This is a genomic window from Clostridium beijerinckii, assembly GCF_018223745.1.
GTDB lineage: Bacteria > Bacillota > Clostridia > Clostridiales > Clostridiaceae > Clostridium > Clostridium beijerinckii.
The window spans coordinates 1,200,349-1,216,304 of the sequence record NZ_CP073653.1 but is presented as its reverse complement, the minus strand read 5'-3'; the positions used below and the strand labels follow the sequence as shown (position 1 = coordinate 1,216,304).

The following is a 15,956-nucleotide window of genomic DNA, read 5'->3' as shown; positions in this document are numbered from 1 at the left end:
TTAATTGATATTCACTATTAATTATAATAACATATTAAAATTGAAATACCAAATCTGTATGTATATCCAACTTTAAAACTATATTTATGTGGTAACTTACCGAAATCATAAATATTTTGTTCCGAAAAGCTGTGAAAATATCACTGAAGGTTCTAAGCCGCAGATTTCACCACTTTAGCATGCTCCCACTTTCAGTGTGACAAGCTAAAGTGGAACAATCTACAACTAAGAATCTTAGCAGCTCATTTTCAAATGTTTTCTCCACAAATATATTTATGATTTCTGGTGAATATATGAACTTAAAGTTCTAGCGACCTTGTAAATATGTTCATCTAATAACTCCAATTTTTGATTGGATATCTATATAGATGCCCCGATTATAAGTTAGATTGATACTATGAAATATATCTCAACTAGAAATAAGAATTATGCTTTTGTAACCACAAGGGTCATAATATGAAATGTTTCATTAGGAATTTGATTGTTTTGATTCTTAGATTAAAAGTTGTTCCAAGTATGCTAGTTCAAAGCTCGCCTTTGAGGCTAGCATCTTGGGTGCAACTTGTGATCTTAGAATCATCCATCATAATTCCCTTAGAAACTGGAACAATAGCATAATCCTTATTTCGGCGAGACATATGCATACGTTCAGGTCTTAATCAGGGTATCCATATATAATTTCAATAAAGATTAAAAACGACAAAAGAACATGTAGAATAATTATTAAACATGTTCTAATATATTTCTATTTATAAAAAATATACATTTATGTACTTACTGAGATTAGATTTCCACATTCCCATCTTGATTGAACGATTAACTTAATAGCTTTGTAAATGTGAATATGTTATTGCAACACATATATCATTTATTATCTATATATATCAACAATCATCCCTTGAATTTCATCAATTGTTGACGCTATATTTATATTATCTTTTTCATCAGAAAGGAGTGCTTTTGTTAATTCTTCAAGTTTTCCATCAACAGTATCAACCGTTACGAAATACTGAGTCTGCCAAAAGCTAATATCTTTTTTAGTCTCATACATGAACTTTAGTATTGATTCTAGATATTCTTTTATCATCTTCTTGTACATAACTACATCAACATAAGTCTTAGTAGTTACGAGTCTGTTACCCCTTTTTTTTATGTCATCTATCATTTTTTTGAGTTGTTCTTCTGATTTTTTATGTCTTTCCTGACTAAAACTTTGGGAAAAATCTTTTTTTTCAGAAATAATTTTTCTCTCAGAAGTTACAGTCCCTCTTCGCACTCTACCAATCTCCATGTATATTCAATCCTTTCCTAACTCAAAAATAAAGTTTATCTAAAAGTTTAAAACTCTAAAAATAGCTAATTACGCTCTATTGTATATATGTTGCAATTCACAATTACAGCTAAAATTCTTGCAATATCTTTAAAATTATGATGAAGAATTATTTTTGCAATATATATATTTAATTAATTATATCAAAATCCAGTTATTTTCTCTACTTAATATTTGATTTTGATATGTATATTTCATTTTTTCCCATGTATATAAATTCATCAAACCTCTAATATATATATGTATATACTAAATTATGAATGGAGTGATGTTATCCATGTGGTTTGATGCACCTTCACAAGAAGTTCTGCAAAAATTAAATGTTAATCCTGATGTTGGTCTTTCTGAATCAGAGGCAAAAGAGCGCCTTGAAAAATATGGAGAAAACAAATTAGCTTCTCAAAGTAAAAAGAGCCTTTGGCAGCTATTCTTATCTCAAATAAACGATGTTATGATTTATATACTTTTAGTTGCAGCAATTATTTCTGCATTTATGCACGAATATAGTGACACAATTGTAATACTGCTTGTAATTTTAATAAATGCTCTAATAGGAGTGTTTCAAGAATCTAAGGCAGAGAAATCTCTCGAGGCATTAAAAAAATTATCTACCCCAAAAGCTATAGTTAAGCGAGAAGGTATTATAAAAGAAATACCTTCTGAAGAAGTTGTTGTGGGTGATATTATTATACTAGATGCTGGAAGATATCTCCCTGCTGATTTACGATTAATTGAAAGTGCTAATTTAAAAATAGATGAATCAGCATTTACTGGTGAATCTGTCCCTGCTGAAAAAGATAGTAATGTTACCCTTGCAAATGGCAATATACCTATAGGTGATATGATAAATATGGCCTTTATGTCAACTTTAGTGACTTACGGCCGCGGAACTGGTGTTGTTGTAAATACTGGAATGAATACACAAATAGGAAAAATAGCTGATATGCTAAATAAAGAAGAAGATAATACGACTCCATTGCAGCGAAGACTTGCATCTCTTGGAAAAACTTTAGGCTTTGGAGCTGTAGGTATTTGTATATTGATCTTTGTCATATCAATGTTTCAAGGACGAGATTGGTTCGAAATGCTTTTAACTGCTATAAGCTTAGCTGTTGCTGCAATTCCTGAGGGCCTTCCAGCAATTGTTGCAATAGTACTAGCAATGGGTGTACAGCGAATGATAAAGCAAAATTCTATAGTAAAAAAACTTCCAGCCGTTGAAACTTTAGGATCTGTTAATATAATATGTTCTGATAAAACTGGAACCTTAACTCTAAATGTAATGACAATAAAAAAATGCTGCATAAATAATAAACTTGTATCTATTAATGATTGCGATCTAGGTGATAATGATACAAAATTGTTGTTTGAAGGAATGATTTTATGCAATGATGCTACTTCAAAAGATGGTAGTAAAACAGGAGATCCTACTGAAATTGCTTTGCTTGATGCTGGAATCAAGTATGACTTATATAAAGAAGATTTAAGCACAGATCACTCAAGGGTTGATGAAATTCCTTTTGACTCAGATAGAAAGCTAATGACTACTGTAAATAAATACGATTCACATTTTAAAGCTTTCACCAAAGGAGCCATTGATAATTTACTTAAACTTTCAGACAAAATCTTATTAGATGGAGAAATAATTGATTTCACACAAGAAAAAAAGGATGAAATCCTAAAAATATCTAATCTAATGTCTGACGAAGCCTTAAGAGTCCTCGGTTTAAGCTATAAAGACATAAAGGATGAAAGCGTCAGCATAGATTCTCTCGAAAAAGATTTAACTTTCGTAGGATTAATGGGAATGATAGATCCTCCTAGAGAGGAAGTTAAACCATCAATTGCTTTATGTAAGCAAGCTGGAATAACTCCTATTATGATAACTGGAGATCATAAAAATACTGCTTTTGCAATTGCTAGTGAACTTGGAATTGCAAATAGTATAAATGAATGCATGACTGGCGCTGAAATTGATAGCTATAGCGATGAAGAATTTAATAAAATAGTTAACAATTATAAGGTATTTGCTAGAGTTTCTCCAGAAAATAAAGTTAAGATTGTAAAAGCATTTAAATTCCATGGGAATATTGTATCTATGACTGGTGATGGCGTTAACGACGCTCCATCTTTAAAGGCTGCTGATATAGGTGTTGCTATGGGTATTACAGGGACTGACGTCGCTAAAGGTGCTGCTGATATGATTTTAACTGACGATAACTTTACCACAATAGTCAAAGCTGTAGAGGAAGGAAGAAATATTTATGCAAATATAAGAAAAGCTATAATATTCTTATTGTCCTGTAACTTGGGCGAAATAGTTTCTTTATTTGTAGCTATTCTATTAAATTTTGATCCACCATTATTACCAATTCATATTTTATGGGTGAATTTAATAACAGACAGTTTTCCTGCTCTTTCTCTTGGTATAGATCCAAAGGATCCAAGCGTAATGGAGCATCCACCTAGAAATCCAAAAGAATCACTTTTTGCAGAACACATGGGGTTATTTCTGGCTTTAAATGGTGTACTAATTGGTGGTGTAACATTAGCTGCTTTTCTTCTTGGTGAAAGATTGTATATGAGCTCCCTAGTTCATGCTCAAACTTTAGCTTTTGTAGTTTTAAGTTTTTCCCAATTATTTTTTTCACTCTCTATGCGAAGCAGAGAAAAATCTCTTTTAAAGGTTGGACTCTTCACAAACAAATATTTATTGCTATCAATTCTACTTGGTATGTGTATTCAATTTTTAATAATTATAATTCCATTCTTCGCTGATGTATTTAATGTATTTATTTTAAGTGCCAGAGATTGGCTTCTAGTAATATGTATTTCTTTAATCCCATTCTTGCTTAACGAAATATTTAAGTTAATTAAATATCATAGATAAGCATAAGGTAATTAAAATATTACATTTATTACAATATTTTAATGATCAATTTTTATGAATATTGACAAACTTTTTTTATCTTTTTAATTATAGTTGAAACAAGATAATATCTATAGTACAATCTATCATATAAAAGGGATTTAGGAGGTATTAAAATGATAATAAAATGTATAGATAATGATCTTTGTTCAACTTTAACTTTAAATAAGGAATATGTGGTCATAGAAGAAGCACCTGAATATTATGTAATTATTGATGATAAAAATGATGAAACAACTTGCAGAAAATCAAGATTTGAAATTATTGAAGATGGTGGTTTAACTAAGAAAGCTAAAGCTACTATTACAGAATTAACTTATCAATTAGAAAATGATTTTAAAGACATAAAACAATTTTCAATTAGAAAAAATTCAAAAGGTGAAATTAAAGAAATATCTGTAAAGTTCAAATATATCTAGAAAAAAGTTCTGCTGGAAGGCAGAACTTTTTTGATTCACAATTCACGATTAAATTTTTAGATATATATTTTTAAAACTCCAAAGTAGCTTACCCATAATTGTGCATTATGAATTAAAAATTAAATTAGTAGATTAACATTATATTCTTCAAGCCAAATATTTACTTGAATCAAGAAAGCAAGCAATTGTGGTCCAGTCATTAGCTGCCCATACCATGGAGCTTTATATGATTCTCCTTTTGTGAGTATTATCTCTCTAACTACCTTTTCATCAATGATTTCATGAATTGGTGAAGATTTCTTATCTAAAATCTCAGTTATCATCTTACATACAATGTCTGTATAAACTGGATTATGTGTCTTAGGATATGGACTCTTCTTTCTGTATATAATGTCATTTGGCAATATTCCTTCAAAAGCTGCTCTTAATAATCCTTTTTCTCTGCCTTTATATAATTTTACATCAGCTGGCAAGTTGAACGCATAATCAACCAATCTAATGTCGGCAAATGGAACTCTTGCTTCTAGTCCATTATACATGCTAGTCCTATCTTTTCTTGTAAGAAGCTGAACCATGAACCATTTTAGATTTAAATATGACACTTCCCTCATCCTATAATCTCTCTTACTCTCCCCATCAAGATGAGGGACTTTACTTAGAGATTTTTCATATTGAGTTCTAACTAATTCCTCTAGCGGCATATTTTTTAATTTCTTATTAACTATAGCCTTTCTATCATTAACAAACCTTGACCATGGGAATGTATCTAAATAGAACATTTCATCCCTTGTAAACCAAGGATATCCCCCAAAGATTTCATCAGCACACTCTCCTGTAAGTCCAACTACAAAGTCTTTACGAATTTCTTTACAAAATAGAAGCATTGATGAATCGATATCTGCCATACCAGGTAAGTCTCTTGATATCACAGCATCTCTTAATGCAGCTGCTAAATCTGAATGATTCAAAACTACTTTTCTATGATCACTATTTATAAACTTTGCCATTTCTTCTGACCAGTATTCATCTGATGTCGGTTGAAATAATGACGCTTTAAAATACTTTTCATTGTCTTCATAATTAATCGCATAAGTAGTAAGCTTCTTTCCCTGTTTTCTAAATTCCTCAGCAGCTATTGCTGATATAATTGAGGAGTCTAATCCCCCTGATAGGAATGTACAAACAGGTACATCTCCAACTAATTGTCTCTTTACTGCATCTATTAATAATTCTCTCGCATGAACTATTGCTTCTTCTGCTGTTTCATGAAATTCTTTTGCTTCAACTGTCCAATATTCCCACTTTTTAATGTTTCCATCACCTGAAACTAATAAACAGTTGGCTGGTGCAATTTCTTTTATATTCTTAAATACTCCGCTTCCTGGTATTGTCGCAGGTCCAAGCCCAAATATTTCAGTTAATCCTTCCATATCAATTTCTCTTTTAACTCTTGGATCTGCTAAAAGAGTTTTTATCTCAGAACCAAAAACAAGGGTATTATCATGAACAGTATAGAATAATGGCTTAACCCCCATTTGATCTCTAGCTAAAAAAACTTCTCTTTTATCTTCATCAAAAACTCCAAATGCAAATATACCTATAAGCTTATTTACACAGTCCTTCCCCCAACAAATATACGATGTAAGCAATACTTCAGTATCTGAATAAGAATCAAAAGTAAATCCTTTAGCTTTTAATTCTTTTCTTAAATCCTCAGTATTATATAGCTCACCATTATAAACCAATGTGTATTTCTTACCCTCAAATATTTTAGTCATAGGTTGCAATCCACCTTCTGGATCTACAACTATAAGCCTTCTATGGCCTAATAAAACATTTGGAGATATATAATATCCTTTTGCATCAGGTCCCCTCTTCTCCAAAGTCTTTATCATATTATTTAATATATCTTTATCTTGTACTATATTCTTTTTAAAATTTACTAATCCAGCAATTCCGCACATCCATTTCACCTTCTAATAGTATTGATACTATTAAAATATGCACCTTTAAAAAAAGTGCGACAGCACATTAAGATCTTTGCACATTTATAAAAAGTGCGATAGCACAATTAAGATCTTTTTTACTTTAAAGAAAGTGCGACAGCACAATTAAGAACTTTACACATTTGAAAAAAGTACGCACAATAAAAAAAAGCACGAAGTGCAATTAAGATCATTTCACAGTTAAAAACTTCTCTCTCTAATAATTGTATAAAGAATTATAAACTTATATATTTGATAAACATGAATACTATTTCTTATCTGTAACATACTAGATATGTATATTTAAATAGAGAGAGAAGGTAAAATAATTGAATGTTGCAAACAATTACCAAGCAAATATTGACTTAATTCATTCAAATTTAGTTGTAGATAAAAGTTTCGATATCGTTGAACGAAACTTCATTGTTGGGGGAAGAAGCTCTGTTTTATATTTTTTGAATGGTTTTATTAAAGATGCTATCATGGAAGAAATATTAAAATCTTTCTTTAAGATAACACCTGAAACAATGAATTCATACAAAACAATTGATGACTTTATCAACAATAAAGTTTCACACGTATCCGTTAAAACTGAAACTGATTTAGACAAAATTTTAATCGCATTATTATCTGGCCAAACAATAATGTATGTTGATGGCTATGATTCATTTATACTCTTAGATTTGCGTACTTATCCAGGTTCAGATTCATCAAAACCTGAAAAGGAAAAAACTTTAAGAGGTGGAAGAGATGGCTTCATTGAAAAGTTAGTATTTAATGCTGGTTTCATTAGAAGAAGAATAAGAGATCCTAGATTAGTTTTTGACATACACCAAGTTGGGGATATATCAAAAACAGATGTATGTATTGCATATATAGATGGAGTTGCAGATAAAAAAGTTCTTGATTTAATAATTGATAGCATATCAAAAGTAAATATAAAAGCCTTAACGCTTTCTGACCAAAGTTTAGTTGATGTAATGTGCACAAAAAATTGGCTTAATCCATTTCCAAAGGTGCGATTTACAGAAAGACCTGATGTAGCCGCTGCACATATAGTTGAAGGAAAAATAATTATTATTGTGGATAATTCTCCAAACGTAATAATTCTCCCAACAGGAATTTTTGATTTTTTACAAGATGTAAATGATTATTATTTCCCATTATTCACTGGAAACTACTTAAGACTTGTTAGAAATTTCGTAATGTTAGCAACAATATTATTAACTCCAGTTTATTTGATGATTGTTAATGGTAATATTTTTATACCGAGTTATTTTGACTTCTTGAAACCGCAAGAGGAATTTGCTTTACCTCTGCTCGGACAATTCATGCTTTTGGAATTTGCTGTTGATATATTAAAGCTGGCTGGTTTAAATACTCCAAGCCCACTTGGAAGTGCAATGTCTCTGATTGGTGGTTTAATCCTTGGTGATTATGCTGTAAAAACAGGCTGGTTTATTCCTCAGTCTATATTATATATGTCCATCGTTACTATAGGGGACTTTACTCAACCTAGTATAGAAATGAATTTTGCTTTAAAATTTGCAAGAATGATTTTACTTATACTTTGTGGTTTCTTTGGTTTCTGGGGATTTTTAGGCGGTATTATATTCATTCTAATAGTTATGGCAAGTACAAAAACAATAGCTGGTGATAAATATTTTTATCCTTTAATACCATTTAACTGGAAAGCTCTTAAAAATTTATTATTCAGAACAAGAATATCAAACGATGTACAATAAGTCCTGTGAAGGAAAAAAGTGATAAGTTAACATAAAACTTATCACTTTTAATTTATAACTTTTCACTTGCCACTTATAGGAGTCTAGTTCCCTCTTTATCCTGTGTAATTAATTTCTCTCTCATTAGCCCGCCTAATGTCATTTTAAAATAATTTTTGCTTGTATTAAACTCTCTCTTTATATCTTCAGGAGATGATTTATCATTATAAGGCATAAATCCACCATTTGCTTTTAAATAATTAAGTATCGTTTCACTTAATTCACTTCTTGCTTCTAACCTTTTCTTTCTTGTTGTAACTCCAATAGTCCCATCTTCATAAATTCTCTTGACTCTTCCCTTTATTTCTTGTCCAGGATATATGTACTCAAAATGTTCATTAGCTAATATTAATCCTCTATATTCACCATCTATTGCAACATTTAAGGTCGCATTCTCATTTATTTCATAAACTATAGCATTTACTTCATCAGAAACTTTATATTTACCTTCTTCTGCTATATCTAAATAAGAGTGTATTCTAGTAGTTGCCGCTAATCTATCAGTTTTATCTACATACATATAAAATAGATATTTTTTTCCTTCTTTAAGCTTATAACTTTGCTCTTTTAATGGAACGAATAAGTCTCTTTCAAGCCCAAAGTTTACGAATGCCCCAATGTTATTCTGGCTTACTACTTCTAAATAACCAATCTCTCCAACTGTTAATAATGGTTTTTTTAGAGTTGAAATCATCCTATCCTTTGAATCTCTATAAATGAATACTTCTAATTGGTCACCTTCTGTTATTTCATGTCCTTTTGCCGCACTGTTTGGAAGTAAGACCTCATCACCAAAATTATCTTCAAGATAATATCCAAAGTCTACTTTTTTACTTACTTTTAATTTACTATATTGCCCTACTGATATCATTTTTAATTTCCTCCATTAATCATAACAACTTAATCGATGTTATCTTCTTTATTACTTTTCTTGATCATTCTATATATTGAAATTAACTTTCTACATTGCTATCATCAATTGGGTACTCACCTTACTAGAACCTTGAATGTAAATTTATTACTACACAATATGATAATAACTTGTATCTTTTCTTTATATAAAACATGTTAAATCTAAATTACTTGAAATCTTTACTCAATTCCAGATAACTTATATATGATTTCTTAATTCCTTCAATTTCTTCTTGTGTTAACTTTCGTATCACTTTTGCTGGATTTCCAAGTATCAAAACGCCATCTTCAAATTCTTTATTTTGAGTTATTAAACTTCCTGCTCCTATAATTGTATTATTGCCTATTTTTGCTCCATTTAATATTATTGATCCCATACCTACTAAAACATTATTTTTAATGGTGCATCCATGGATTATTGCGCCATGCCCTATAGTACAACCATCTCCTATAACTGTATTATATCCATAATCAACATGTACCACACAATTTTCTTGGATGTTTGTATTTTCTCCTATAGTTATTGATGCTTCATCACCTCTTATAACAGCACCAAACCATATATTCGCATTTTTCTTAAGTGTTACGTCTCCAATAATTACTGCAGTTTCTGAAATATAAATATCGCTATCCAAAACAGGTTTTTTGTCTTTATAAATTTTCACCATAACAATCACCTCACTAAACACTAAGGTTATTTTAACATTACATTCACTTATTGTCATTATTTTGCTCACTTTAGAAATACGAAATAAAATAATAATTTAAACCATAATTAATTATTAATTGTGAATTGTGCATTGTGCATTGCAATATATATATACTATAAATAATTTTTAGAGGTAATAACTTTGGGAAAAAAAAAATCACCTAAAAATAAGCTTAATATAGATGATCTGAATTTTTACTATGGAATTCCTCATGCCCATTGCAATTTTTCCACTGGACATGGAACTCCAATTGAAGCATTTGATTATGCACGACATAACGGCCTTAATTTCCTTATATTAACAGACCATAATAATCATTTAACAAAAACAATAAAAGTAAAAAGCTCTGAGCTAAGTAGATGGGATGCTCTAAAATATTTAACTGTTCGTTATAATAAAAAACATGAAAACTTTTTAGCTGTGGTTGGTTTTGAAAGCAAAACTAATCCGTTTGGAGACATTAATGTAGTAAATCCAAACAGGTTCTTTACTGGAACAGTAAATAATATGCAACTATTAGTTTTATGGATGCTTAATAATCCTAATGCATTTATTTCAATTAACCATCCCCACAAAACAATAACATATTTAGAATACAACTCTATTTTAAATAAACTAATAACTTCAATAGAAGTTGGAAATGGATCTTATCCAAACAAGTATTTAAGATATGAAAAATATTATTACCATTTACTCGATAAAAACTGGAAACTAGGCGCAATCAATGGTCAGGATAATCATAGATTAAACTTTGGTGACGATGAAAATTTAACATGTATAATTGCAGAAGAGCTTACAACTCAGTCTCTAGTCGACGCTTTTAGAAAACGACACACTTATTCAACAGAATCCAGAACTTTAACTATGTACTTTACAATAAATAATGAATTTATGGGCGATATTATACCTATGGAAGATGATAATTTACAATTTTCAATTTTTGCCCATGATCCTAATCACAAAATATTAGAAATTGATATAATATCTACTGGTGGGACTATAATAAAAAAAATATCTAACTTGAATTTAAATAAAGTAAAATACTTGTATTCTCACGAGCCCTTAAAAACTGAGTTGTGGTATGTAATAAAGATAGCACTGGATAATAACAAAATCGCTATTAGTTCTCCCATTTTTAGAGGTCAAGAATAATATTGTTTATATACTTAAAATATATATGTTGCAATTAGCAATTCATAATTCACTATGCACAATTACAGCTAAAATTCTTGCAATATTTTTAGAATTATGATGAAGATTTTTTGCAACGCATATATATTCTTAAAAAAATAATTCATATAAAAAGAAATAGAATATATAATTTCAAAACATTTACATTGTTATAAATCATACATTCTATTTCTTTTCTATGTTTCTATTTATTTTTTTTAACTCTATTTGGTTTAGCTTTTGGCTTAATCACTATTTGCTTTTCTTTTTTCTTAAGTCCGCCTCTTTGTGTAATATCCATGAACCATAAGAAAAATAGAACTGCAAAAATAGATAATCCACTTGAAATATAAGTATTTGATGCACCTACGAATATTTGGGCCGCAAATAATACTGCAGCTATCGCTAAAGGTATCCACTTATTTATACGCACTTTACCAAATATAAATTTTTTGCATAATGCATAAGCTACAAATATAACAAGAAGCATTACTACAAATAAAATAATTGATGTAAAAAGATTCATCTACTCACATATCCTCCTATAAAAAAGTCTATATGGTTAATGATAATTTATATATAAACTATTATCAAGCATTCCTTTTAATTGGTGTTGATTTCATCAGTATACATTGTAATCAAAAAGTAATAATTTTTATTAAAATATCAATATTATAATTTTTTTTTAACAAATTTATAGTTTTATCTTTAATTATTCGCGTATATTTGATAAAATAGAAAAAGTATATGATATAAAAGATATGAGGTGATATAATGAATTTAATTTCAAATAATCATTTAGATGAATTAGATTTACAAATACTTGACTTATTAATAAAAGATTGTAGAACTCCTTACTTGGAGATTGCCAGAATATGCCACGTAAGCGGTGGTACTATTCATGTAAGAATGAAGAAAATGGAAGATCTAGGAATAATAAAAGGTTCTAGAATAATTTTAAACCTTCCTAAGCTAGGATACGATGTATGTTGTTTTGTAGGTATCTATGTTGATAAAACATCTTCTTTTAACTATGTATTTGACCAAATGTCAAACATAAAGGAAGTAGTTGAATTGCATCTAACTACTGGTGATTATTCTATGTTTGCTAAAGTTGTATGTGCTAATATTTTAGATTTGCAGAATGTTTTACTTAACAAGATAAATAACATTGATGGAGTACAAAGAACTGATACATTTATTTCTCTATCTCAACCTATAGACAGAAATATATCATTAGAATAATTATAAAAAAATAGAATAAAAACACATTTTTATATACATACTAAAGGTATCTTATAATAAGGAGTGTGTTTTTTATGAAAATTTTAAATTCAATTTCACTTGCCCTTATAATTATAGGCGGCATTAATTGGGGCTTAATAGGTTTTTTTAGATTTAACTTAGTAGATTTCCTTTTTGGAAGTTTTTCAATGTTATCTACAATAATTTATTGTTTAGTTGGAATTGCTAGTTTATATTCTATCTCTTTTTTCGTTCAAGAAAGATCTAGAGTATAATGCAGCATAATAAATATTAATATTATATTTGTTAAAATAAAAATGACTTAAACGCTAATTCTATCGCTGCTAATCTCAATATAATATTTATTTATACTTAAGCTTTATACATAGTGATAAGAAATTTTTAATGTAAAATTAATATTTCTTTAGCTATGTTTTGATATATAATGGAATAAATTATTAATACTTATATTTTACTAGGAGGTTAGTATACATTTGCGTACAGTATTAAATTTTAATTTTTATAATTTAATATATTTTTTTGTATTCTATTCATTTGCTGGCTGGTGCCTCGAAGTCTTGTATTATTTTAAAAATGAACGTAGGTTTGTTAATAGAGGATTTTTATATGGTCCCTTTTGTCCTATATATGGATTTGGTGTCTTATTTCTTGTAGTCTTTCTTGATAACTACAAACATAATATTTTCGCCTTATTCTTCTTAGCCTGTTTCTTTACAACAGTCTTAGAATATATTACTGGTTTTGTATTAGAAAAAGCATTTAAGACAAAGTGGTGGGATTATACTGACGATCCATTTAATATACATGGTCGTGTTTGTTTACTTTATTCTCTACTCTGGGGAGTTGGTGAGGTAGGCATAATTAAGATAATACATCCTATAGTGGTAAACATAATCAATAATATTCCCAAAACACTTGGTGAGGTATTTATTTTCTTTATTATTATTTATTATCTTATTGATTTTAGTTTAACTATAGCTTCTTTAATGCAATTTGAAAAAATGTCTTTTGCATTTCAATTTGTGCCAGCTAATTTTTTATTTGATAAACCAAGTTCATTATTGAATTTTACAAAAGAAAAAGCTGTTGGTAGGATTAGACACTTTGAATCATTTTTCAGTAAGCTAAAAATGAATTTATATAATAGACAATCAAGACAAAACTTTTCAAGTATTTCTTATAGATCTTTAAATATTTTTAAGGCTTTAAGAGATAAATTAAAAAGAGATTAAGGTAAATGCTTTACCTTAATCTCTTTTAGGCACATTAAAATAAATAATAAGTCCAAAGTTGCCATAGATATTTTTCATTAGGCAATGCGACAAATTGCCCTCATAGCGGGTCTATTAGGTCGATTTTCCAACGTAGCATAATGGGAAATAGGCTGGCAAATGGACTTTTTATTTATTTGATTGTGCCTTAATACTTATTTCATCTTTTTAATTTCATCGAATAATTCTATAGCTGCATTTCTTGGCCCATTTTTTTCTTGCCCTTTTACACCTAAACAAGTTCTAATTTGTCCAACTTTTACTTGTCCATTTTCAAACATTGTATTAAAATATTTTTCTATAAGAATATTTGTTTCATCCTGCTTTTGCGCTGGCCCAAATGGATTTGCAAAAAATGACTCTACTAAGCCCTTCTCCGTTGTTGTTCCCTTCGCCATTCTAGCACCTGCTTTAAATACTTTAATGGCTTCCTCTGGAGTTTTAAAGTAATCTAAATATTTTTCTCCTTCATTAACGCCGTCGTAGTTATTAGCATAGAAGAAAAAGTCTATTGGATGTCCCTTTGATATTTCCTTATATGATGCTACTGGTACTACAAGTCTAGCATTGACCTTATCCGGATTCATAAATATACTTCTATCCATTTCTTTAAAGGCGTATCCTTGATCTAAGTCATCTAATCGGACAAATGCACCAATCTCAGTTCCATATCCATTAATTAATCCATCCTCTATTTTAAAAGTTCCCATATCATCAAAGATAATAGTCATATCTGAAATATAATCTTCGCTTAAACTACGAAAAGCTTCTAAACTTTCAGATTTACCAGCTCCGCTATCTCCCATGATAACAACATTAGCTTCATCTCCGCTTTTTAAAATAATATTCACCATTGAACCATGTATTGGCAAATATCCTCTCTTTATCATTATTAAGTTGTATAATGTTAATGTCATCTTCTTTATATACCCAAAATAATCTATCTTTTCTGAATGATTTACATATCCAAGCATTATATCATTTTGAACATCATCAAAGAACACTGTTTTTAGATCTTCATCGTTATCTTTAGCTCCATATACATAAATAATGTCTGGCTTTCTTCCCCTTGTTTCTTCACTTCTAGCCATCTCGAACAGATTACATAAAGTTATTCCATGTTCCATAAAATCTCTATGGAAATAAATAAAAGTAAGTAACCCGCCTATCTTAGCTGGATAACAAAACCAATGCTCTTTATTTATTTGTGCATACTTTAATGGATTATATTTTATCTCTGTGAACATTCCATCTCTTGTATTCTTTTTAGGATAAGTTATAAATGGTGTTTCTAAAAGTATATGATCAATAAATGGTACTTCCTCTAAAGCTTCATATCCATTTGGTCTTACCCATTCCATTTCATGAATCATTATGCAGGCATTTCCACCAGCTGGTATTTGTCTATAAACTTTTGGCTGATATCCTGCAACATGCTGTTCAATTTTTCTGTACAAACTTAGAATTAATGTAGAAAAGTTAGCATTTGCTTCTGTAAAACTAACTGCTGCAAGGCCTTGTTGAACCTTATATCTATGAACTATTGTATATCTTTCAAGCTTTCTCCAAAATAAATAGAAATCTTCTATAAATACTACAAACTTGTCCCTATCCTCTAATAGTTTCGAATATGAGTCACTAATCTCTATAATTTCCTCAACACTCATAACTGTTAAATATTTTATTACTACAGTTAAATCTCTTCTAATATCTATAAGACTATCTGTATCTAATGTCTTACTTAAATATCTGTATGCTACTGAATTTTTCTTTTTAGCTCTTCTTAGATAAACTTCTAAAATTCGTCTAAATCCATCACTTTCTAGTATAGCCTCAAAGCTATTACAGTACTTTGCTGTAAAGTTTATCATCACTTTGTCATTACTCATAGAAAATTCTTTCTTCATTTCATGGCCCCCCATATGAATTTTTTCATATTTAAATATTGCATTTTTCTTTTCAAATTCCACATATTGAAATAATTATATCATACTTTTTGCAATATTCAACCTTTGCATTTTTCATTTTAAAGTTTTTTTCATCTAAAAATAACTCGAGTTCATAAGAAATTTCTTAAATTAAAATTCAACAAAGTTAATTCCTCCACCCCTATCTGACTATGCTATAAAAAAGCTCAGAAAGCTCATTATATGAATATTATATCGTCTTTTTACAATTTT

At 29.3% G+C, this 15,956-nt stretch carries 13 protein-coding genes; 7 read left to right on the top strand and 6 right to left on the bottom strand.

Going from position 1 to position 15,956, the window contains the following annotated elements; all coding sequences use genetic code 11:
- Positions 1 to 871: 871 nt before the first annotated feature.
- Positions 872 to 1,291, bottom strand: a complete 420-nt coding sequence (locus KEC93_RS05565) for a YaaR family protein (RefSeq protein WP_011968380.1) — start codon at positions 1,289 to 1,291, stop codon at positions 872 to 874.
- A 316-nt stretch (positions 1,292 to 1,607) separates the two neighbouring features.
- Between KEC93_RS05565 and KEC93_RS05560 the strand changes: the two genes are divergently transcribed.
- The gene (locus tag KEC93_RS05560; RefSeq protein WP_077868066.1) at positions 1,608 to 4,220 is read left to right on the top strand and encodes a calcium-translocating P-type ATPase, PMCA-type; all 2,613 of its coding nucleotides are present in this window, start codon (positions 1,608 to 1,610) and stop codon (positions 4,218 to 4,220) included.
- A 155-nt stretch (positions 4,221 to 4,375) separates the two neighbouring features.
- Complete coding sequence (locus tag KEC93_RS05555; RefSeq protein ID WP_011968378.1) at positions 4,376 to 4,678, top strand: hypothetical protein; 303 nt, start codon at positions 4,376 to 4,378, stop codon at positions 4,676 to 4,678.
- A gap of 119 nt (positions 4,679 to 4,797) precedes the next feature.
- On the opposite strand, the gene asnB is transcribed toward KEC93_RS05555, so the two are convergent.
- Positions 4,798 to 6,642 carry an asparagine synthase (glutamine-hydrolyzing) gene (gene asnB / locus KEC93_RS05550; RefSeq protein ID WP_011968377.1) on the bottom strand — a complete coding sequence of 615 codons (1,845 nt, stop codon included), beginning with the start codon at positions 6,640 to 6,642 and terminating at the stop codon, positions 4,798 to 4,800.
- 350 nt (positions 6,643 to 6,992) lie between these two features.
- On the opposite strand from asnB, the gene KEC93_RS05545 reads away from it, so the two are divergent.
- Positions 6,993 to 8,408 carry a spore germination protein gene (locus KEC93_RS05545; protein ID WP_077868067.1) on the top strand — a complete coding sequence of 472 codons (1,416 nt, stop codon included), beginning with the start codon at positions 6,993 to 6,995 and terminating at the stop codon, positions 8,406 to 8,408.
- 73 nt (positions 8,409 to 8,481) lie between these two features.
- Here the strand turns inward: KEC93_RS05545 and KEC93_RS05540 are convergent, their stop codons facing one another.
- Both KEC93_RS05540 and KEC93_RS05535 read right to left on the bottom strand, forming a co-directional pair.
- A complete protein-coding gene (locus KEC93_RS05540) occupies positions 8,482 to 9,318 on the bottom strand; it encodes a CvfB family protein (RefSeq protein WP_077855853.1) in 837 nt (278 codons plus the stop codon).
- Between the two features lie 208 nt (positions 9,319 to 9,526).
- Positions 9,527 to 10,027: a gamma carbonic anhydrase family protein gene (locus tag KEC93_RS05535; protein ID WP_026015891.1), complete on the bottom strand. Its 501-nt coding sequence runs from the start codon at positions 10,025 to 10,027 to the stop codon at positions 9,527 to 9,529.
- Between the two features lie 183 nt (positions 10,028 to 10,210).
- On the opposite strand from KEC93_RS05535, the gene KEC93_RS05530 reads away from it, so the two are divergent.
- Positions 10,211 to 11,221, top strand: coding sequence for a CehA/McbA family metallohydrolase (locus KEC93_RS05530; RefSeq protein WP_017212753.1), 1,011 nt, complete (start codon positions 10,211 to 10,213; stop codon positions 11,219 to 11,221).
- Positions 11,222 to 11,444: 223 nt separating this feature from the next.
- On the opposite strand, the gene KEC93_RS05525 is transcribed toward KEC93_RS05530, so the two are convergent.
- Complete coding sequence (locus KEC93_RS05525; protein ID WP_023973477.1) at positions 11,445 to 11,765, bottom strand: hypothetical protein; 321 nt, start codon at positions 11,763 to 11,765, stop codon at positions 11,445 to 11,447.
- A gap of 248 nt (positions 11,766 to 12,013) precedes the next feature.
- Here KEC93_RS05525 and KEC93_RS05520 point away from each other — a divergent pair, with 248 nt between their 5' ends.
- The 3 genes from KEC93_RS05520 (at position 12,014) to KEC93_RS05510 (ending at position 13,737) form a co-directional block, all read left to right on the top strand.
- Positions 12,014 to 12,484: an Lrp/AsnC ligand binding domain-containing protein gene (locus tag KEC93_RS05520; protein WP_011968371.1), complete on the top strand. Its 471-nt coding sequence runs from the start codon at positions 12,014 to 12,016 to the stop codon at positions 12,482 to 12,484.
- A gap of 74 nt (positions 12,485 to 12,558) precedes the next feature.
- Positions 12,559 to 12,759, top strand: coding sequence for a DUF378 domain-containing protein (locus tag KEC93_RS05515; RefSeq protein ID WP_011968370.1), 201 nt, complete (start codon positions 12,559 to 12,561; stop codon positions 12,757 to 12,759).
- Between the two features lie 219 nt (positions 12,760 to 12,978).
- Entirely contained in the window at positions 12,979 to 13,737 is a 759-nt protein-coding gene (locus KEC93_RS05510) for a putative ABC transporter permease (protein WP_011968369.1), read from the top strand.
- 194 nt (positions 13,738 to 13,931) lie between these two features.
- Here KEC93_RS05510 and KEC93_RS05505 read toward each other — a convergent pair whose 3' ends face one another.
- Positions 13,932 to 15,683 (bottom strand): phosphoenolpyruvate carboxykinase (ATP), encoded by a 1,752-nt coding sequence (locus KEC93_RS05505; protein ID WP_077868068.1) that lies wholly within the window; start codon positions 15,681 to 15,683, stop codon positions 13,932 to 13,934.
- Between the last annotated feature and the right edge of the window lie 273 nt (positions 15,684 to 15,956).

Coding starts and splice junctions, on each gene's coding strand:
- KEC93_RS05565 (WP_011968380.1), bottom strand. CDS start 1,291: ATGGAGATTGGTAGAGTGCGAAGAGGGACTGTAACTTCTGAGAGAAAA.
- KEC93_RS05560 (WP_077868066.1), top strand. CDS start 1,608: ATGTGGTTTGATGCACCTTCACAAGAAGTTCTGCAAAAATTAAATGTT.
- KEC93_RS05555 (WP_011968378.1), top strand. CDS start 4,376: ATGATAATAAAATGTATAGATAATGATCTTTGTTCAACTTTAACTTTA.
- asnB (WP_011968377.1), bottom strand. CDS start 6,642: ATGTGCGGAATTGCTGGATTAGTAAATTTTAAAAAGAATATAGTACAA.
- KEC93_RS05540 (WP_077855853.1), bottom strand. CDS start 9,318: ATGATATCAGTAGGGCAATATAGTAAATTAAAAGTAAGTAAAAAAGTA.
- KEC93_RS05535 (WP_026015891.1), bottom strand. CDS start 10,027: ATGGTGAAAATTTATAAAGACAAAAAACCTGTTTTGGATAGCGATATT.
- KEC93_RS05525 (WP_023973477.1), bottom strand. CDS start 11,765: ATGAATCTTTTTACATCAATTATTTTATTTGTAGTAATGCTTCTTGTT.
- KEC93_RS05520 (WP_011968371.1), top strand. CDS start 12,014: ATGAATTTAATTTCAAATAATCATTTAGATGAATTAGATTTACAAATA.
- KEC93_RS05515 (WP_011968370.1), top strand. CDS start 12,559: ATGAAAATTTTAAATTCAATTTCACTTGCCCTTATAATTATAGGCGGC.
- KEC93_RS05505 (WP_077868068.1), bottom strand. CDS start 15,683: ATGAAGAAAGAATTTTCTATGAGTAATGACAAAGTGATGATAAACTTT.